Genomic DNA, 19,977 nt, shown 5'->3' on the forward strand with positions numbered 1-19,977 from the left:
ATAAAAAATAGTAATAAAAATCGAATTACACCGCACTTAATAATATAACCTACTACACATAGTTAAAGTTAGTTCATTCTTTATGAAGCTTAAAGCCTAATTTACATAAAATACACGAAAATTACATACAAGGTTTATATATAGATGATTACATGGATGCAAAGACATAAAAAATACTTGATTATTACTATTTGGATATCAACTATAGCTTTCGTTGGTGCAGGATTCGTAGGTTGGGGACAATATTCTTACGGTGATAAAGCAGGTGCCGTGGCAAAAGTTGGAGATATTGAGATCAGTATGGGTGATCTACAAAAGTCTTATTCAAGATTATATAATCAATACAACCAGGTTTTCCAAGGAAACTTTGATGAAGAGAAAGCTAAAAGCTTCGGACTTCAAAAGCAGGCTCTGCAACAACTTTTAGATCAGGCTTTAGTTTTAAACTTATCAGAAGAGTATGATTTAAGTGTAAGTGATACTGAACTTTTGGATGAGATCAAGAAACAAGACTTTTTCTTTAAAGACGGCGTATTTTCAAAAGAAGTTTACAAAACGATGCTTTCACGTAACAACCTTTCTATGAAAGAGTATGAGGCTGATGTTAAGAAACAACTTCTAATTCAAAAAGTACTAACTCTTTTTAAAGTTCAAACAAATGAGAATGAAGACAAAATACTATCTACTATACTTAACATAGGCGATAAAATAAACTATAAAGTTTTAAGTGATGAACAAATAAAAGTAGATGCGTCAGATGAAATGCTAAAACCTTACTGGGAAGGTATGAAGCAAAACTTTATGACTGAAGTAAGTTACGATGTAAACTATATCAAGCACGATGCAAACACAAGTAAAAAAGATGCACTTCGTACATATATAGATTTTAAAAAGTCTCAATTATCTTCTGATGTAAAAACAACTAAGGCTACTATAAAAGCTAGCAGTAATCCATTTAATGCAGAAACTTTAGACAAAATCTCAAACCTTACTTTAGCTGCTCCATTTATGAAACCTGTCGAGATAGACGGTATTTACTACACCATAGAACTGCAAAAAGTAAATCAGTCTGTTCCAAAAACTTTTGAAGATGCAAAAGAAGAAGTAAAAGCACTTTATACTCAAGAGCAAAAAAGGTTAAAGCTTCAAGAGCTTGCTAATAACTCAGTAGCGACTTTTAAAGGGACTACAACAGATTTTATAACTCAAACAGATGCAGACAAACTAAAACTTTTAACACCTAATGAAGCAAGAAACTTTTTAAATGAACTTTTTACTAAACAGGAGAAAAGAGGTTTAATTGAATTAAGCAATGGAAAGATTGTTCTTTACAATATTTTGGAACAAAAGATGCTTGATAAAACACAACAAAGTGATACACTTGCTAAATTAAAAGGTTCCATCTTCAACGACAGTTTGTTGAGCACTTTACAAAGCAAGTACAAAACAGAAATTTTTATAGAAGGACTGTAAGTTGGCAAGAACTGTACTAGCCATAGATATTGGCTCTACAAAAATATGCGCAATAATAGCAAGAATTGACGATGACAGCTCTTGTGCAGTTATAGGTGCCGGTATTAATAAAGCCCAAGGTCTTAAACGCGGGACTATTACAAATATTGAACTTGCATCAAAATCTATAAAACAAGCAGTAGATGATGCTAAACGTGTAGCAGCTACGGAAGTTAAGAGTGCTATCGTTTCAATATCTGGCTCATACACAAAAAGTTTAAATTCTAGCGGTATAGTAAATATTCAAAACAAAGAGATAAGCTTTGCTGAGATTGAACGTGTTATGCAGACTTCTTTGTATAATGCAAACATCCCTAATGAATATGAAGTACTGCATGCACTTCCTTATAACTTTAAAGTTGATGATCAAGACTATATAGAAGATCCTCTAGGTATGAATGCGGCACGTCTTGAAGTTGAAACACACATCATTACTACTCAAAAAGCAAATCTTAACAATCTTCGCAAAGCTGTAAGCGGTGCAGGAATTGAAGTTGAAAACATAATACTTAGCGGTTATGCTTCTTCAATATCTACTATAAATGACGATGAGAAAGAACTTGGTGTAGCTGTTATAGATATCGGTGGTAACACTTCAAATATCATTATTCACTCAGGTAGTTCTATAAGACATAATGAATTCTTGGGTGTAGGTTCAAACCATGTAACAAATGACTTATCTATGGCACTTCATACACCTCTAAGTGTAGCTGAAAATGTAAAAATAGATTACGGTTCACTTTTAACTCCTTCAAATGATTTGATAGAATTGCCGATGATAGGTGATGAGAACTCAACTCATGAGGTATCTTTAGAAGTTGTTCACAATGTTATCTATGCCAGAGTTGAAGAGACGTTAATGATACTTGCTCAGTTTATTGAAAACAGCGGTCTTAAAGATCAGCTAGGAGCTGGTATTGTTTTAACAGGTGGTCTTTCAAAGATGGAAGGTATTCGTGAACTTGCAGTAGCTACATTTGACAGCGGTCCTGTTAGATTAGCTAAACCAAAAGAGATGGAAGGTCTTTTTGATGATATCAGAGGTCCTGAATTTTCAAGTGCTGTGGGACTTGTAATGTTCGCAGCTAAAAACTATACTCCTTATGAGATAGATGTAAATAAACACGTACGTCACTCAAATGAGACACCTCTTGAGAGTGTAAATGTTAATTTTAAAAATGATTCTGAGATTCCTGTAGCTCCGGTAACACCGATAGCTGATGAAGATGTAAAAGAATCATTGGTTACTCTTCCTAATAAGAAAGAGAAAAAGAGCGATGAAGCCTCGGCATTTAATAAATTTTGGAACTGGGCTACCCAGTTATTTTAAAGGAGTGGAAGTATGGATGAAGCATTTGTAGTTGAAGAAGTTCAAGGGTTAAATGGTGCAAGAATCATAGCTGTCGGCGTTGGCGGCGGCGGTGGAAACATGATCGGGCACATGTTAAACGAAGGTATCGAAGGTATTGAGATGATCAGTGTTAATACTGATGCCCAAGTTTTAAAAGACAGCGGTTCGACAAAAATTCAAATCGGTGCAAAACTTACTAAAGGTCTTGGTGCTGGTATGAAACCTGAGATCGGTAAAGAGAGTGCTTTAGAGAGTTATGATGAGATCCGTGCAGCTTTAGATGGTGCAGACATTGTATTTATCTCTGCTGGACTTGGTGGTGGTACTGGTACTGGTGCAGCTCCTGTTGTAGCTCAGATCGCTAAAGATGTTGGTGCTCTTACAATCTCTGTTGTTACAAAACCTTTTATGTTTGAAGGTAAAAAAAGACAAAAACTTGCAGAAGCTGGTTTAGAAGAGTTAAAACGTGAGAGTGATTCGATAGTTGTAATTCCAAATGACAAGCTTTTATCTATAATCGATAGAAAACTAGGTCTAAAAGACAGTTTTAAAATAGTTGACAGTGTACTTGCTCAAGCAGTAAGCGGAACTTCTGGTGTAATCCTTTCTAGCGGTTCAAACGACATCAACCTTGACTTTGCCGATTTAAAAACTGTAATGAACCACAAAGGTATGGCTCTTATGGGTGTTGGTGAACATGAAGGTGATAACGCAGCTTATGAAGCTATAAAATCAGCTATTGAGTCTCCACTTCTTGATAATATGAGCATTAACGGTGCTATGGGTGTACTTGTACACTTCTCAATGCACCCAGATTTTCCTACTATGGAGATCTACTCGGCTATGGAAGTTGTAAATGAATCTGCACATGAAGATGCTGATATAATTTTCGGTACATCTACAGATGAGAGTATTCCTGAAGATTATGTAAAAATCACAATCGTAGCAACTGGATTTGAACAACAAGAGGAAAAACTTACAAATAATGAAGACTTTGTAAGTGAGAACCCAGCTCCAATAGCTAAATCTCGCCCACGTTTAGTAGTTGGCGGTGATATGGATGAGAGTCATTTAGACGTTCCATCATATATGAGAAGACAGCAAGATTAATCTTGCTACTTCCACTCCCACTTTATAAAAACACTCCATTTTTTAAATAGTAAACTACAACATACAGACTTACCAAAATTACAAACAAAACGTTAGATATAAAAGATAGTTTTATATACTTCTCATTAAAAAGCACTATAAGCCCATTAAAAGTGCCTAAAAACAATAAAGCATATACAATGTACCCTATATAATAATAATCGCTTTGAAGATAGCAAAACGGACAATGGTGACTTGGGAGTTCATATATATATGTTCCAAAGAACATTATCAAAGCTATGATCGATACTATTATAAATACCAAGTTTGATAGTACATATATATATTTTGATTTTAAAAAGTAAGAGATAACTATAAAAACAAAGTTTAGATAAAAAACACTTACTACTATTTTATTATCGATTGCAAATAGGTTTGAGACTGCTGATGTTGAAGAAGATGAGTAAAGTGTACCACAGCATGAAACCAACTTATCAACTTCGAAATTATAAAATGTATAAAATTCTAAAATTATCTCTGCCAAAAACAGTGCAAAAAGAGCTATAAAAAGTCCAAACTTTATTTTCATATACGGTTGATTCTCTTTATTGACATCATCTGTATTTAAAACAAGCCAAAAAGCAAACAGGTAGATGTTCAATACTTTTATACCAATTAAAAAAGTACCATATTCCATAGCATCTAGTACACCTGCACCGCACATAGCTCCACTTAGAACGTTTGAGAGTTTATCTAATGTAAATATGAAAAATAGAAACAGAGGTACTTTAAGAGCAAATATATATTTGATTATAGTAGATGCCAAATAACTTTGTCGCTCTAGTTTGTATTGAAGCGGATCAGATGAGTTTTTGTCATATTTTAAATATATTTTGAAACTCAAGTAAAGAGCAATTGAACCAAATACAAAAAATAAAACATCAAGTATGTATATTGTCAGTATCTCAGGTGAGAGGATCATACTACTTGTCCGTCTTTCATCTCTACATATTGATCTACAAAATCCAAATCAAAAAATAGAGGATCATGTGTAGCTATGATCACAGTTTTGTTGTTTGACTTTAACTCTTTTATAATATCTATAAAATCAAGGGAGAGTTTTTCATCAAGGTTTGCAGTCGGTTCATCGGCTATGATTATCTTAGGCTCGTTAATATACGCTCTTGCGATTGCCACACGTTGCTGTTCACCACCTGATAGATTTTTAACTGTTGTGTTTTTGTACTGAGAAATTCCAAACATATCAAGTACAGAATCAACTTTTTTCTCTAATATATCTGCATCTATATTTTTAGGAATCAAAGGCAAGATCACATTTTGAAGGGCTGATAGATCTTCAATAAGATTATACTTTTGAAATACAATACCAATGTTGTTTAGTCTATACTCTGAAGCAAACTTGTCTGAGAGTTTAGAGATTTGCTTCTCATCTACTATAACCTCTCCGCTTGTCGGTTTGGATATAGCAGATACAAGTGATAGTATTGAGCTTTTCCCGCTACCGCTTGCACCCTTTAAAACAACTACACTGCCTTCTTTAAACTTCACATTAATATCTTTTAATGCAAAGACAGTATTATTTTTACCTAGTGTATATGTTTTGTTTATGTTTTTAAACTCTATCATCTCATAACCTCGTCTGCATCCATAGTAGCCGCGCGCCATGATGGGATAATTATAGAAGCTATATAGATAGGTACGCTTAGAAAAAATACAAGTACCATTGTTTGTATATCAAACACAAAAGGAAGATCAAACGCAGTTTTTAATTCACTGTAACCGCTGAATACATCTCTTAAAATAGGTGCTTGAAACATGTACACAAATGCAAGTGCTAAAAAGACACCTAAGATATATGAAAATACAGAGATTATACTTGCTTCATAAAACTTCTCTTTTAATACATCATCTAAGCTCCAGCCTATTGCTTTTAAAACACCTATCTCTTTTCTTTCTGATGAACTCAGACCGCTTGCTTTGTCATAAACGATGATAAAAAATGTAAATATAGAGACGATGAATAGTGCTAAAAACAAACCACTTTTATAATCAAAAATATTTTGATATGAAACTTTAAAATCGTTCTTTGTAATTACCCTTGTATCTGGATATAAAACTTTGATCTTTGCGGCTATGGTTTCAATCTCGTCTACATTTTTTACTTTTACGACTATATCTGTAGCATACTCGTCACTCATACCATATATGCTTCGCATATTTTCTTTTGAGAGCACAATTACATCGTTTGATTCAAGATTTGTATCTGCTTTAAATGTTCCACCTATTTTTATCTCTTTTATTGAGCCATCAGGTAGTATAAAATTAAAATAATCTTTGTAATAGTTTTTGCTTAGTATCTTTTTTACACCTTGACCTATATATGCATTGTTATCATTAAAACCTTTAGTTGTATCTACTAGGTTTTGCAGTGAATTTTTATATTGTTTTTCAAACTGATCAATACCCACAAGTGTAAAATTTACACCTGCATTTGCAAAATAGTAATATCCCCAAACTCTAGCATAGGCATCGTTAACACCTGTAATAGATAAAATCTCATCTAATCTGTTTACTTCTATATCGTAGTGCTTTGCTGATATAAGTTTTTGAACCGTAATCTCAGGGAGTGACTCAACGCTAAGTTGGAGTTCATTTTTTATAGAGGATGTTATAAAAAATACACTTGAAAGTAAAAAGATTAAAAAGGAGAGTATAAAAGATATAAATATGTTTTTATACTTTTGGCGAAGTAGTGCATTAAAAGCGTACTCAATTAGATAAAGATTTAAATATCTACTCATTTGCTACCTATCTTTGAGTTCATGATAACAAAACTAGATGGAAAGTATTCGCGTAGAACACCGTCGTCCTTGTAGATATCAAATGTTGTTGATAAACTTCTGTGTCTTATAAATGTAGCTTCTGTTGAAATTGCAAGGTCAGGTAATTGTATAAGTGATACGAACTCTTTTTTAAGCTTTATCTGATCATTTGAAATATTTTGTGTAGTATTTAAGTATAGTAGCTCTAAAACAAGAGCTATAGTCAAAAATGAAAATGAGTATATAACTATTTTTGCTTTTTTGTATAACAAATCTACCCCTTGAAATAAGGGGTTTATTTTATCCTAGTTGTGTTAAATGTTTGTTAAAACTATTTAATTCTCATAAGCATTAGACGTCTTACAAATAAAACTAAAAGCGCCACTGCCAATATCTTAAAATCGAACTCGCTTGCTTTGTGTATAGCTAAAAATGTATCACTCTGTGTAGCTTCACGACCTAACTCTTGCATAACAAGTATTTTTGGAGAATATACGGCTGAAAACATTAAAGATGTAAAAGCTACAACTGTAGAGCTTACGAATATATATGTATCTCTTTGACCTATTTTATACATATACAGCTCATAAATAATTACATAAAACGCTACAACATAAAGCCAGTATGAAAAACGATGAAAAACTTCTGCCATCATCATTCCGGCATTATATCTGTCAACAACTACTTCCATACCTAAAGAGGAGTTATGAAAAACTACTGGAGCTACAAGAGCACCAAGTGTTATAACAGCACCAAATGTTGCTGCTAAAATTAAAAGGTAAGTAAAATCAGCATAAATGTTTCTTTTCATATGTATAGCCTATAAAATAAGAGTAAAACCACGGTCAAAATCCGCATAATCTTTATAAAAGTCTAGGGTTTTAAACTCTGTTTGTTTTAAATATTCTGAAATTTTACCCTTTTGGTCATAACCCATCTCACAAGAAAAAAACTTAATATCTCTTTTTAAGACTTCATCAAGTAATTTTTTTATGATCTCATCACCGACTTTACCACCAAAAAGTGCATTTTGAGGTTCATAATCCAAGTTAGATTCCAACTCTATTCCATCTTGTATATATGGTGGGTTTGATACTAAATAATCTATATGCTCATATACAGGTTCTAAAAGTGAACCCAGCCTTAACTCTATTCTATCTGAAAGGTTAAATCTCTCTATATTTTTCTTTGCAACGCGAAGTGCATCTTCAGATATATCTACAGCAATAAACTTTGCATTCTTATAATGAAGTGCCAACATAATTGAGATAATTCCGCTACCGACTCCAACTTCAACAAAACGTATATCTGCATCTAAATCAGGATAATGTTTTATAACTTCATCTATTAACAGTTCTGTCTCAGGTCTTGGGATTAATGCACCCTCTTCTATGTGAAACTCTTCAGAATAAAAACTTACCTTATTTGTTATGTACTCATATGGCTCATTTTTTGATCGGCGCTCAACCATTTTATAAAGCTCATCTGTATTTTCAACTATAGTATCTTGATTTGTAAGAAGCCACAACTCATCTACACCAAGATGATGCATTAAAAAAAGTTGAGCTTCACGAGAGGCTCTTGGAATATATTGATCTAATTTAGCAGTAATATCTTTTAGAAGTTCTTTGACAGTACTCAATTTATTTTACTATCTCTGTTCCCACACCGGCTGATGTAAAAAGCTCTAAAAGCATTGAGTGTTCAAGTCTACCATCAATAATATGTGCTTTTGCAACACCACCGTCAATAGCTTCTAAACATGCATCTACTTTTGGAACCATCCCACCGTGGATAGTACCGTTATTTTTAAGTGCAATAACTTCATCTTCAGTAAGTGAGCTTAGAAGTTCTTTGTCATTGTTAAGTACACCCGGAGTGTCTGTTAAAAAGATTATTTTATTAGCACCAATTGCTTTTGCAACTTGTGAAGCTGCAAAATCTGCATTTATGTTATAACCTGGATGACCAAGTTCTTCTCCTGCTGCAATTGGTGCAATAACAGGTATAAACTTGTCATCAATCAGTTTATGGATAACTGAAGCTTTTACATCTGTTATATTTCCAGTAAGTCCCCATTTTTCAAAGTCTTTTGGCTTACCTGATATAAAGTGTGCATCTTTCCCGCTTATACCAATAGCTTTTGCACCGTGAGAGTTTAAAAGTGAAACGATTTCTTTGTTTATCTCACCACTTAGTATCATCTCTACTATACGCATTACATCTGGTGAAGTTACACGCTGACCTTCGATAAACGTAGTGTCAATTTTTAGAGCATCTAACATATCAGTTATCTTTTTACCGCCGCCATGAACAATAACAGGCTTTATACCAACAAGATACATAAGTAGTATATCTTCTGCAAACTTCTCTTTTAATTGTGGTGATGTTTGAGCACTTCCACCGTACTTTATAACTACAATCTCTTTGTTAAACTCTTTTATAAACGGTAAGGCATCAAGTAGTGTTTTTACTGTTTCAATCTTTTTTTGCACGATAATCCTCTATAATTTTAAATATTTTTTCATCCAGCTCTATCTCTAAATCTAAAAGAGAAAGCTCTAAGTTAAATTTTTCTAGCTTCACATAATCTTTGTATGTTACTAACGCACTATCGCTATTATCTTTTTTTAGAATACTTTCTACTTCGTTCTTTGTAAAGTTATGATGATCGGCAAAATAGTTTTTACTGACTACATCAGGTAGAAACTTATTCAAGCGTTCAGGACGTGCTATAGCTGTTATTAGCGACATTTTATCACATCTATCTTTAAGAGTTGTTTTACGATTAAAATCAACATCTTCTCTGAGTAATACAACCTCTTTTGAATTCCATAATCTTTCACGATACGGACCTGACGGCAAACAAAAATTATTTTCAAACTCTGTGTAGATCAGCAAGTCAAGTTTTTTGATATCGTGCTTTGAATATGCATCATCTAAAAATATGATCTTAGCACCCATCTCTTTAGCTTTTTTAATTGCCTCTTTTCTATCTTCGCTTACGATTACTATTGCATTTTTAAGTTTTGTAGCATAGGTCATCGCTTCATCACCGCTCACATCAACATCTTCTAAAATATTTTTGCCGTCACTAATAACATGTAAACCATAAGAATCTCTACCAAAACCGCGAAGTACAATCGCTGCATTTTCATACTTTGAAGCAAGGGCTGTAACAAGCGGTGTTTTACCGCTTCCACCAACATTTAGATTACCAACGCTTACTATATCTATACCCAAATCTTCAGGGGTACTTAATTTGTATTTCAAATACATAATAAAACAGTATAAATAACTAAATGGGAGTAATAAATATGATAATATCTTTTGGAAATAATCTGGATTATACAGGTATCTCTCTACCCAAAATACTAAAGTGTTTTTCATTTTGAAATTATAGCTAAATGATCAGTTTTTTTAGTAGTCTAATTTATAAACTTCGTCTTCTGTAATATCATTAAAGTTAACTAATTTTTTACCTTTATGATCCATTTTAAAAGTTTGTGCTTCTTCTTTGTTTTTAAAAGGTATTAACTCATCACCCATAGGTCCATATACATCACTGCCGATTACATAATAAGCTTTTGTTGCATCTATAGCTTTTTGTGAATAGTAATCAGTTACTAATATCTTTTCAATGTTTTCTTTTTTAGAATTTTTATAATCGCCCCACTTCATAGGAGAAAAATAAAACTTCATCATATCTTTTACACCGTCAAACGAATGGTGATGTTCATGTGAATTGTGCTTATAAAAAACTTGTGTAGCCCATTTTGGATACTTATATGTGAACATCCCGCACACAGGACACTTTTCACCTTGTTTTAGTATTATATTATGTGTTTTAATTTCTGAATATTCTAAACGTTTAATATCCCAAACATATAAAGACAAAGCTTCAATATGCTTGCTTTTTAAAACCTTACATATGTTCTTATTTTTTATATCTGCTTTTAGATCATCTATAGTTTTATATTTTGACAGATCTATATTTTGGGCACATCTTTTTTGAAAAATTTTCTTTCCCATAGGATATATCTTTTTCTCTAAAACATCTTTGTTATAGTTCTCTTGTGCACTTGATATAGAAATAGTAAGAAGTATTAAAAGGAAGTATTTGTTCATAAAAAGACTACACCCTTGTAGATGCAACCTCTTTAATAGTATCTATAACATACTTGATCTCTTCATCGCTCATAGATGCATAGATCGGAAGTGATAATACTTGCTGATATGAACGAAGCGCTACAGGAAACGCATTTACTTTTAGAGAATACTTCGTTTTATAGTAAGAAATTAGATGTAGAGGTATAAAATGCAGACCTGTATGTACACCTTTGTCCTTTAACTCTCTTGCAAATGAATCACGGTTTTTATCTATTTTGATAATGTATAAAGAATAAGGTGTTTCAACACTTTCTAGATCAGGAAGTGTAATATGATCAACTCCTACTAATTCTTTTGAATAGATCTGTGCAATCTCTTTTTGTCTTTGCATAACTTTATCTTGCTTTTTAACCATAGCACGGATAAATGCAGCATCTAATTGACTCATCGAGTAATCATTTCCAATATCAACAACATCATAAATATACTCTAGTGCATCTTCATCTCTAACAATAGCATGATTGTTTAGAAGTCTTGCACGCTCTATAATTTCATCATCATCAGTTACAAGCATACCACCGTTACAAATATTCTCTCTTAGATGTGATGAGAAGTTAAAACAAGTGATATCTGCACCTGTTGAACCAATCTTCTGCCCATTATATGTAGCTCCTAGAGCATCACAGGCATCTTCAACAATTTTAACATTGTAAAGTTTACCCATATTGTAAAGTCTTTCTAAATCCACAGTGATTCCTGCAACATGAGTTACTATAACCGCTTTTAGTTTTTTAGACTTATTTTCCTGCAGATATTCTTCTAGTTTATTTAGATCTATATTGTAGTAATTTTCTTCTATATCTATAAATATAGGTTCAGCATCAAAATGGCGTACAACTTCAGGTACGTTTGGATGTGAGTTTACAGAACATACAACTTTATCCCCACGTTTTAGATCAAGTGCTAACATTGCAAGATGCAGTGCAGATGTTCCGTGAGATGTAGCTACAGCGTATGAAGCACCTACATATGAGCAAAACTCATCTTCAAGTTCTTCTCTTTGACAAAGATCATCACCGTCAAGAGCATCACTTACGTTTGAGTGTTCCTCTACATCATTTTCGTATTTACTAAACAATACTTCCATTAGTTCTTCCTTTTAAAGTGTAATATCTCTAGGATAATTAAAGTCGTGATTCATCGTACGAGATGTTAATTTCGCAATTACAGGCATCTTTCTTTTGAAATGATTTCTAAAAATTCTAGTTATTATCATCTCTAACATCTCTTCATTAACACCTGATTTTACTATCTCTTCTTTAGAAATTCTATCTTCAACATATAATTTCATTGCATGATCAAGCTCAGCATACGAATACCCTAAGTCCTCTTCATCATTTTGTCCAGCCCAAAGATCAGCTGAAGGCGGTTTTTTAATAATAGACTTACTAACACCTAAATAATCTGCCAGTTCATATACTTCACTTTTATACAGATCGCCAATTGGATTAATAGCTGAAGCTAAATCTCCATAAAGAGTTCCATATCCAAGTAAAATCTCACTTTTGTTACTCGTACCTAAAACTAGTGCCGAGTTTTTCGCAGATATATCAAACAGTGTTACCATTCTTAACCTTGCCGACAGATTACCACGACGAAGATTATCCATATCAGGATTTAATTCCTCATAAGGTTTTAGCATTGGGTCTATTGAGCATTCAATAGCATTTATACCAAAATCTTTACATAACTCATCTGCATCATCGAGTGAGCTTTGAGATGAATAATGTGAAGGCATCTTAACACACAACAGTTTATCTTTAAAAACTCTCTGAGCAAGTACGGCTACTACGGCAGAATCTATCCCGCCGCTTAAACCTACCACTACATTTTTTAAACCTGTTTTGTTTACTTCATTGTCTAAAAAATGTTCTAAAAACTCTGTGATTTGACTATACTTACTCAACTCTAACCTTTAATTTTCTTTAACGATCTAAATTATATCTAATTTTGGTTACTAAGCAGCACATAATCTTTTAACAGACATTTTTATGTGCAATATTTTTCAGTTCGCTACACGAAAAACCTGCTTCTAGCCTTGCATCTTTATTAATATGACGTGCCCTGTCAAATCCTTGCGGATAATACTTGTCTATTATCTCAAAATATACACTTTTATCTTCTTTATTTTGTTTGCATGCATATTCAAACCATCTATCCCCTTTTTGAACATGAGAAACTTCCTCTTCTAAAATGACATTTAATGACTTCACAAGTTCATCTAAAATTTCATCTTTTTGTAAATTATCAATTTTTTTAAGTATTAAAGGTGTAGCATCAAGCCCGTTAGCTTCTAAATAACGTGGGACTACTGCCATTCTTTCTATTAAGGTCTGTGTTTTTTGAGAAGCCTCAAAAAGTGAATTATGTACCTCTATATCTCCATACTTTGCACCAAGTCTCTCCAAAAGTGATTCCAACATCTTAAAATGTCTAATCTCATCCTCTGCAACTTCCAGCCAGTCATCATAATACTCTTTTGGCAAGTTTATAAATCTATATGCAGCATCTAAAGCTAAATCTATTGCCGAATACTCAATATGCGCTATTGCATGCAATAGGTTGATCTGCCCATCTTTTGTAGTAAGATTTGTTCTTTTTGGTACTACTTGAGGTGGGACTATTTTACATACACCTTCATATGAAGGCTCTTCAAAAAATTCAGGCTCAAAATTTTGCTCAAAAATACATTCGTTATTTTGATATTTATCATAAAAACTGTAAAATCTCACAAATTTATCGTGTGGATTTTGTGTTTTAATTATTTTTTCTAATTCACTGTAAAAATTCATATCGGAATTATAGAGGTATTTTATGAATATAAAAAGCAAACCCATGGGAGCATATCAAACGAACTGCTATATAGTGACTATTGATGGCAAAGATTTCATAATAGATCCAGGTGTTGATGCTACTGAATGGGTAATGCAAAATGTTACAAACCCTGTAGCTATTTTAAATACCCATGGACATTTTGATCATGTATGGAGCAATGCTGAGCTTCAAGAAAAACTAAAAATTCCTCTATACACTCCAAAAGGTGATGTAGAGATGCTAAGTTCTAGCAGCTGGGTAGAAGGTTTGCCTCCATCTAAACCTGATTTTGAAGTTGACGGTGATGCAGAACTTTTCTTTGATGACGTTAAAGTTAAGTTTCGCCATTTTCCAGGACACTGCCCGGGATGTTCAACTATAGAGATTGGTGATGCTATGTTTAGTGGTGACTTTATATTTGAACGTTCAATCGGGCGATGTGACTTTCCAAACTCCAATCCATCAGATATGGTAGACTCTCTAAAAAGATTTAAAGAGTTAGACTTTGACAAAAAAGTCTACCCGGGTCATGGTAACCCAACCACTATAAAGCAAGAACAACAATATGTTGATTACTGGATACAAAACTTATAGGATTTCAAATGGCTGATAACTTTGAGAATAAAGCTAAAGAGTGGGATAACAAAAGTGTAAGAGTTCAAAATGCACATTCTATAGCTCATGCTATTAAAGAGAAGATTGAACTAAATAAAAATATGCATATAATGGATTTTGGTGTAGGTACTGGACTTTTGGGTTTTGAAGTTCTAAAAGATGTTAAAAGTATGGATGGCGTAGATACTTCAGAAGCTATGCTTGAAAAACTTGAAGAAAAAAACACTGAGACAAGCTTCATAAAACCTATATGCCAAGATATTGTAAAAAAACCATTAGATACAAAGTATGACGGAATCATCAGTTCAATGACACTTCACCATGTAGAACATCTGGATGATTTTTTTAAAACAATAAAAACAAATCTAAATGAAAACGGATTTATAGCTATAGCAGATTTAGCAAGTGAAGACGGGACTTTTCATTCTGATAATACAGGCGTACATCATTTTGGATTTGATGAGAAAGAACTAGAGACGATCATCAGAAATTGTGGATTTACGGATATAGCATTTAAACATATCCATACTATTAACAAACCTCACAGAGATTTTGATATATTTTTAGTAACTGCTAAAGCCTAAAGTTCAGGCTTTACAGATTCTTCCTCTAAAAGTTTCAATTTTAATACATGACGTTCAGTAACTACAGTTTTAAAAATTCCATCAAAAACTTTTATATCATGTACATATGCTTCAACGTTAACGTTTCTTTTTCTGCCCTCTTTATGTCTTACAGTAGCAGTAACAAAAACCTTATCTCCAAGCTTTACTGGTGATAAGAACTGACAATCACTCGCAACTAAAACAACATTTCTTTCATTTACTGCAGCCATAGCAGCATAATCAGCAGCTGAGAATATAAATCCTCCGTGAATAAGGCCCATATCATCTGCAAGCATATCTTTTGTAGTATCTAATATAACCTCAACATGACCGCTTTGCATTTTTTCAATTCTACCGCTGAATTCATTATGAATTCTTTGATGAGTTTTTAGTACTACCTCTTCTGATTTGCTAATATATTCATCAAGTTCTAGATCTGCATCTTCTAAACTAGCTTCTTCTTGTTTTTCATTTTCTTCAGCCATTACTTATCCTTAATTAATCTTACATATACTCTTTGAGGAGCCGGGTAACCCTCAAATGTTTTAGTTTTATCCTCTGGATCTAAAAAGTCCTCTAAAGACTGTCCCTCAATCCATTCAGTTTTTCTCTGCTCCTCGGCATCTGTTTTTGAAGTCTCTAAAACCTCAAAAGAGTCAAATCCAGCTCGTAAACACCAATGTTTAAGTGCCTTTATCGTAGGTACAAAATATATATTTGGTATTTTAGAATAAGAACTCTCAGGACACAAAGCATACTCTTCATCTCCATCTATATAGAAAGTATCAAGTATAACTTCCCCTTTTTTATCCAAAGAGCGAAACAGTTGCTTAAGCATAGCTACAGGATCACTCCTGTGATATAAAACGCCTAAACAAAATATTGTATCAAACTTCTCTTCATAAAACTCGGCATGCTCAACTCCAAGCATCTCATACACTATATCACTTTTTACAAAATGATTTATAAAATCAAACTGCGTTCTATATAGCGGAGAAGGATCAAAACCCACTAATAATGCAGGTTTATCCTCTAACATACGAAACATATAGTAACCATTGTTACAACCTATATCGGCAACTCTTTTATCTTTTAAATTAAAATGTTTACGTAAAAGGTTATATTTTATATTGCTTTGCCACTCTGTATCAATAAAAGTATCAAAAAGTTCAAATGGTCCTTTTCTCCAAGGCATCATCATTTTTGCTACTTCTTTTATATCCCCTTCATACTCCCCTTCTATCTTTACAACATCCCCTAGTTCTATATTGTATGTCCCACTTTCTAAATTATCAAGTGCATCTCTTAATGGTTTTATATTTTTCCAAGTCAACCATTTTTCTCTCTCTTGTCTGAGTTTTTCTAAGTCCATAATCTTCTTCGTAGGTTATTTTTATTATAATTGTACCTAAAAATAAATAAGGAAATTTATGAGATTGGAGAAAAAAGCGACCATAGTATCAACATCGGTTGCAGGCTTATTAGTAGTTATGAAGATGACTGTAGGAATTTTAAGTGGTTCAGTGGCAGTTTTGGCTTCAGCTATAGATAGTTTTTTAGACCTTATAGTTTCATTATTCAACTTCTTTGCACTAAATACTGCCGAAGATGCACCTGATGAAGATTTTAACTTCGGTAAAGGCAAAATGGAACCTCTTGCCGCTGTTATAGAGGGTACTGTAATCTCTCTATCAGCTCTATTTATTTTATATGAAGCACTCCAAAAAGTTATCAATCCACAAGATATGCTTTATATGAACGAATCAATTATGGTTATGGTTGCTTCTATCGTTATTACCACTGTTTTGGTTATGTTTTTAAATCATGTTGCAAAGAAAACAAAAAACCTTGTTATAAAAGCAGATGCCCTTCACTATAAAACAGATATATTTTCAAACGCCGCAGTTCTTGTTGCACTTGGTCTTGTAGCCCTAACAGATATACAGCTTATTGATGCAGTTATAGGTCTTGGTATTGCAGTTTATATGATCTACTCATCGATCCCTATTATCAAAGAGGGACTTTTAATGCTTTTAGATGCATCACTTCCAGAAGAAGACGTTAAGAAAATTCAAAAAGCCATTATAAAACATGAGGATATAAATGACTATCATTTTTTACAAACTAGAGAATCAGGTTCACATGTTTTTATCTCTGTTCATGCAGTATTTGATATGAATATCTCTTTATATGATGCACACACCGTTGCAGATAAAATTGAAGCTGAATGGAAACAGCTTTTTCCAGATAAAAAAGTACATGCCTTAGTTCATATGGATCCATATGATGATTCAGATGTTAATATTGATGAAGACCAATACTAAGAACTTAATAGTTCTATCGTATTTTCAATAGGTCTTCCAATTACAGCTTTATTACCTTTTATGATTATCGGTCGTTCAATTAATTTTGGATTACAAGACATAATCTCTATTAGCTGTTCTTCTTCTGATATGTTTTGAACATCTAATTCTTTATAAAGGTCTTCCTTTGTACGCATCAGTTCACGGGCAGAGATATTTAGTTTATTAAGTATGTCTTTAATCTCATCACAACTTACATCTTCATCTAAATATTTTTTTACACTAAACTCTTTTTGTGAGCTTTCTAATATCTCCATTGATGCACGTGATTTCGAACATCTTGGATTATGCCATATCTGTATCATTACCTAACCCTTAATGATGGTGTGAACCACATCCGCCACCACAACAACCATTTGATGTTGACTCTTCGAAAGCAATAACAAAATCATCTCCAACCTCTTGTAATTTAAAACTGTGTTTTCTACAAAATTCAGAGTTCATTGTATTAACCATATTCATACCGCTTAATAGCGCATCATCTTTTGATTCTATAGTTTGATTATTTACTAAATCACTTTTTTTAAAACATCCACATTCTTTTTCTACAATAATTTTATGCATAAAAATCCTTTAATTTTTGCAAATTATATCTTGTGATTTTTTTTAAATTCTTAGTAGAAAAATTAATTTTAAAGCTTAAACTTCCGAAATGGAAGTTTATTTAGAATAGAAGTTAAAGAGGCTATAAATCACCAATACGATATTCCTCTTCAATACAAGTTTTTTTCTCTTTAACCATACTGTCAAGAACTTTAAATAAATCTGTACTATTTTTTTCCATATCAATAAAATTATTTAAAATATCTTGCTTGTTTTTAGGCTTCATAGCTGTACCTTCTCTAACATATTCCATATTTTTCATAGCGTATTTATGGACCTCAGCATGTGGTGCATCTATACTTAGGAATGATTTAGTGTCACCAAAAAGCTCTTTACCTTCATTTGCATACCATTTCCCTAGACGACAATTTTTATGATTACCTAACTCGTGTTCTTCAACCTCTGTTACAACAGCTGAATAAGCGTAAGATTTATACATAATATGATCAATCTTAACTAATGTCGTAAATAATATATTTACAATATATTTTGCGATACATGCAGATTTTTTTGTAGTCTTATTAAAATCTTCAAGTGAACTGACAAATTTTTTCACTTTTTCAATAGAGTTCTCAGCTATATCTGACATAATATCACTGCTGTTTTTTATCTCAACACTCTCTTGATTAAGAGAATTAATTGTTATTGAGATCTCTTCTGTAGCCTTTTGAGTTCGCTCTGCCAGTTTTCTAACTTCATCAGCAACTACTGCAAATCCACGTCCGTGTTCACCTGCACGAGCAGCTTCAATAGCAGCATTTAACGCTAAAAGATTTGTTTGATCGGCTATATCTTTAATTAGGTTTGATACATCAGATATCTCTTGAGTTCTTTGATGTAATGAATCTATAAGTTCAGCGTTACTAGATATATTTTGAGCAAGAGACTCAAAACTGGCACTAACTTCTTTTACATCCTCGACAGTACTTTCAACATCTTTACTCACTTCAATCGATGTATCTGAAATATTTCCTGCTTCATTACTACATGATACTATCTCAGCCTGAACCAGTTCAAGCCCTTTTCCAATACCGCCTCCCAAATCGTGTAGATCATTACTAAGCTCTCCGCGGTATTTCATCCTATTACCGATATGTATATTTTCAACAGCTTCATTTATGGTATTTATTGTACTAACAAACATACCTTTTAAACCTTTGGAGTATGCCACCCTATTCTCAATTCCGTTTGTAGCTGACTGTATAGATGTAATTGACTCTCTAATTACAACTTCTACCTGATCAATGAGTGAGTTTATATTTTTTGCCACATCTGCAAATTCGGAATTTTGATCTATATTTTTGATTCTTGATTCAAGTTCTCCATTAGCAGCCAAGTTTATAACTTTATGTATTTGAGTAACGAGTGGATCGTTTGAGGTTTTAAAGTTTGAACTATTTACAAACAATGACAATACACTAAATAAAAAAGCTAAAACTGCAACTATATACTCTTGTAAATATAATAGATAACCTACTAAAATAATTATCGTAAAAACCAATAAGCGTATTGAATTATTTTTGAATGCTAGCGATAAATTCGTCATATGTCACCTTATTTTTATCTAATACTGATTGTAGTTCATCTAATGAAGCCTCTACACCTGAAACTTTTTCAATACCTAAGAGCTCTTTATATATGGGTATAATAGTTTCAATAGCATCTGGATTTGGTTTGCGTCTTACGGAGTAATAACCTATAATGTTGCCATTTTTATCTACTGAAGCCGTTACATTTGTAAATACCCAATAATGATCATCATTTTTGCATCTGTTTTTTACATAAGCAAATATCTCTTCACTAGACTGCACCCTATCCCATAATAGTTTAAACACAATTCTTGGCATATCTTCATGTCTTAATATATTATGCGGGGCCCCAAGCAACTCTTTTTCTGAATAACCGGACATCTCTATAAACTTATCATTCCCGTAAGTTATACGACCTTTTAGATCAGTTTTTGAAACAATAAAGTCATCATCGTCTAAATGCTTTTCCATGGTGAAAGGCTC

At 32.8% G+C, this 19,977-nt stretch carries 24 protein-coding genes; 6 read left to right on the plus strand and 18 right to left on the minus strand.

What is annotated here, in order from left to right:
* Positions 1-144: 144 nt before the first annotated feature.
* Genes ABZA65_RS02325 through ftsZ form a run of 3 tightly spaced genes read left to right on the plus strand, consistent with a single transcriptional unit; the run spans position 145 to position 3,973 of the window.
* A complete protein-coding gene (locus tag ABZA65_RS02325) occupies positions 145-1,473 on the plus strand; it encodes a peptidylprolyl isomerase (protein WP_373070178.1) in 1,329 nt (442 codons plus the stop codon).
* Between the two features lies 1 nt (position 1,474).
* Positions 1,475-2,842, plus strand: coding sequence for a cell division protein FtsA (gene ftsA / locus ABZA65_RS02330; RefSeq protein ID WP_373070180.1), 1,368 nt, complete (start codon positions 1,475-1,477; stop codon positions 2,840-2,842).
* 12 nt (positions 2,843-2,854) lie between these two features.
* Positions 2,855-3,973 (plus strand): cell division protein FtsZ, encoded by a 1,119-nt coding sequence (ftsZ, locus tag ABZA65_RS02335; RefSeq protein WP_373070182.1) that lies wholly within the window; start codon positions 2,855-2,857, stop codon positions 3,971-3,973.
* Between the two features lie 22 nt (positions 3,974-3,995).
* Here the strand turns inward: ftsZ and ABZA65_RS02340 are convergent, their stop codons facing one another.
* The 12 genes from ABZA65_RS02340 to ABZA65_RS02395 form a co-directional block, all read right to left on the minus strand.
* Positions 3,996-4,934: a hypothetical protein gene (locus ABZA65_RS02340; protein ID WP_373070184.1), complete on the minus strand. Its 939-nt coding sequence runs from the start codon at positions 4,932-4,934 to the stop codon at positions 3,996-3,998.
* A complete protein-coding gene (locus tag ABZA65_RS02345) occupies positions 4,931-5,638 on the minus strand; it encodes an ABC transporter ATP-binding protein (RefSeq protein ID WP_373070186.1) in 708 nt (235 codons plus the stop codon). Before ABZA65_RS02345 ends, ABZA65_RS02340 begins: the two co-directional genes overlap by 4 nt.
* Complete coding sequence (locus tag ABZA65_RS02350; protein WP_373070188.1) at positions 5,596-6,774, minus strand: ABC transporter permease; 1,179 nt, start codon at positions 6,772-6,774, stop codon at positions 5,596-5,598. The genes ABZA65_RS02345 and ABZA65_RS02350 overlap by 43 nt, the downstream gene beginning before the upstream one ends.
* Positions 6,771-7,067, minus strand: coding sequence for a hypothetical protein (locus ABZA65_RS02355; protein ID WP_373070190.1), 297 nt, complete (start codon positions 7,065-7,067; stop codon positions 6,771-6,773). Before ABZA65_RS02355 ends, ABZA65_RS02350 begins: the two co-directional genes overlap by 4 nt.
* Before the next feature lie 59 nt (positions 7,068-7,126).
* Positions 7,127-7,606 (minus strand): DUF4149 domain-containing protein, encoded by a 480-nt coding sequence (locus tag ABZA65_RS02360; RefSeq protein WP_373070192.1) that lies wholly within the window; start codon positions 7,604-7,606, stop codon positions 7,127-7,129.
* A gap of 9 nt (positions 7,607-7,615) precedes the next feature.
* On the minus strand, positions 7,616-8,437 hold the full coding sequence (gene prmC, locus ABZA65_RS02365; RefSeq protein WP_373070194.1) for a peptide chain release factor N(5)-glutamine methyltransferase: 822 nt from the start codon (positions 8,435-8,437) through the stop codon (positions 7,616-7,618).
* 1 nt (position 8,438) lies between these two features.
* Positions 8,439-9,290: an acetylglutamate kinase gene (argB, locus tag ABZA65_RS02370; protein WP_373070196.1), complete on the minus strand. Its 852-nt coding sequence runs from the start codon at positions 9,288-9,290 to the stop codon at positions 8,439-8,441.
* A complete protein-coding gene (locus ABZA65_RS02375; protein ID WP_373070198.1) occupies positions 9,274-10,185 on the minus strand; it encodes a tetraacyldisaccharide 4'-kinase in 912 nt (303 codons plus the stop codon). Before ABZA65_RS02375 ends, argB begins: the two co-directional genes overlap by 17 nt.
* A 30-nt stretch (positions 10,186-10,215) precedes the next feature.
* Positions 10,216-10,923 carry a nitrous oxide reductase accessory protein NosL gene (locus ABZA65_RS02380; protein ID WP_373070200.1) on the minus strand — a complete coding sequence of 236 codons (708 nt, stop codon included), beginning with the start codon at positions 10,921-10,923 and terminating at the stop codon, positions 10,216-10,218.
* Between the two features lie 7 nt (positions 10,924-10,930).
* Positions 10,931-12,052, minus strand: a complete 1,122-nt coding sequence (locus ABZA65_RS02385) for a DegT/DnrJ/EryC1/StrS family aminotransferase (protein WP_373070202.1) — start codon at positions 12,050-12,052, stop codon at positions 10,931-10,933.
* 12 nt (positions 12,053-12,064) lie between these two features.
* On the minus strand, positions 12,065-12,871 hold the full coding sequence (locus ABZA65_RS02390; RefSeq protein WP_373070204.1) for an NAD+ synthase: 807 nt from the start codon (positions 12,869-12,871) through the stop codon (positions 12,065-12,067).
* Positions 12,872-12,941: 70 nt separating this feature from the next.
* Positions 12,942-13,757, minus strand: a complete 816-nt coding sequence (locus ABZA65_RS02395; protein WP_373070206.1) for a ferritin-like domain-containing protein — start codon at positions 13,755-13,757, stop codon at positions 12,942-12,944.
* Between the two features lie 22 nt (positions 13,758-13,779).
* Here ABZA65_RS02395 and ABZA65_RS02400 point away from each other — a divergent pair, with 22 nt between their 5' ends.
* Positions 13,780-14,373, plus strand: a complete 594-nt coding sequence (locus ABZA65_RS02400; protein ID WP_373070208.1) for an MBL fold metallo-hydrolase — start codon at positions 13,780-13,782, stop codon at positions 14,371-14,373.
* 8 nt (positions 14,374-14,381) lie between these two features.
* A complete protein-coding gene (locus tag ABZA65_RS02405; protein WP_373070210.1) occupies positions 14,382-14,978 on the plus strand; it encodes a class I SAM-dependent methyltransferase in 597 nt (198 codons plus the stop codon).
* Here ABZA65_RS02405 and ABZA65_RS02410 read toward each other — a convergent pair.
* Together ABZA65_RS02410 and cmoB are read right to left on the minus strand one after the other, a co-directional pair.
* Entirely contained in the window at positions 14,975-15,484 is a 510-nt protein-coding gene (locus ABZA65_RS02410; RefSeq protein ID WP_373070212.1) for a PaaI family thioesterase, read from the minus strand. The two genes, ABZA65_RS02405 and ABZA65_RS02410, sit on opposite strands and share 4 nt — an antisense overlap.
* Positions 15,484-16,371, minus strand: coding sequence for a tRNA 5-methoxyuridine(34)/uridine 5-oxyacetic acid(34) synthase CmoB (gene cmoB, locus ABZA65_RS02415; protein ID WP_373070214.1), 888 nt, complete (start codon positions 16,369-16,371; stop codon positions 15,484-15,486). The genes ABZA65_RS02410 and cmoB overlap by 1 nt, the downstream gene beginning before the upstream one ends.
* Positions 16,372-16,429: 58 nt before the next feature.
* Here cmoB and ABZA65_RS02420 point away from each other — a divergent pair, with 58 nt between their 5' ends.
* Positions 16,430-17,323 (plus strand): cation diffusion facilitator family transporter, encoded by an 894-nt coding sequence (locus tag ABZA65_RS02420; protein WP_373070216.1) that lies wholly within the window; start codon positions 16,430-16,432, stop codon positions 17,321-17,323.
* Here the strand turns inward: ABZA65_RS02420 and arsC are convergent.
* The 4 genes from arsC to ABZA65_RS02440 all read right to left on the minus strand — a co-directional run bounded on the left by arsC (position 17,320) and on the right by ABZA65_RS02440 (position 19,965).
* Positions 17,320-17,667 carry an arsenate reductase (glutaredoxin) gene (gene arsC, locus ABZA65_RS02425; RefSeq protein ID WP_373070218.1) on the minus strand — a complete coding sequence of 116 codons (348 nt, stop codon included), beginning with the start codon at positions 17,665-17,667 and terminating at the stop codon, positions 17,320-17,322. The two genes, ABZA65_RS02420 and arsC, sit on opposite strands and share 4 nt — an antisense overlap.
* A gap of 10 nt (positions 17,668-17,677) precedes the next feature.
* Complete coding sequence (locus ABZA65_RS02430) at positions 17,678-17,926, minus strand: hypothetical protein (RefSeq protein WP_373070220.1); 249 nt, start codon at positions 17,924-17,926, stop codon at positions 17,678-17,680.
* Between the two features lie 121 nt (positions 17,927-18,047).
* Positions 18,048-19,511, minus strand: a complete 1,464-nt coding sequence (locus ABZA65_RS02435) for a methyl-accepting chemotaxis protein (protein WP_373070222.1) — start codon at positions 19,509-19,511, stop codon at positions 18,048-18,050.
* On the minus strand, positions 19,480-19,965 hold the full coding sequence (locus ABZA65_RS02440) for a PAS domain-containing protein (protein ID WP_373070224.1): 486 nt from the start codon (positions 19,963-19,965) through the stop codon (positions 19,480-19,482). The genes ABZA65_RS02435 and ABZA65_RS02440 overlap by 32 nt, the downstream gene beginning before the upstream one ends.
* Positions 19,966-19,977: the final 12 nt, after the last annotated feature.

Origin of the sequence: Sulfurimonas sp. (assembly GCF_041583195.1) — a bacterium.
In the GTDB taxonomy this organism is placed as follows: domain Bacteria; phylum Campylobacterota; class Campylobacteria; order Campylobacterales; family Sulfurimonadaceae; genus Sulfurimonas.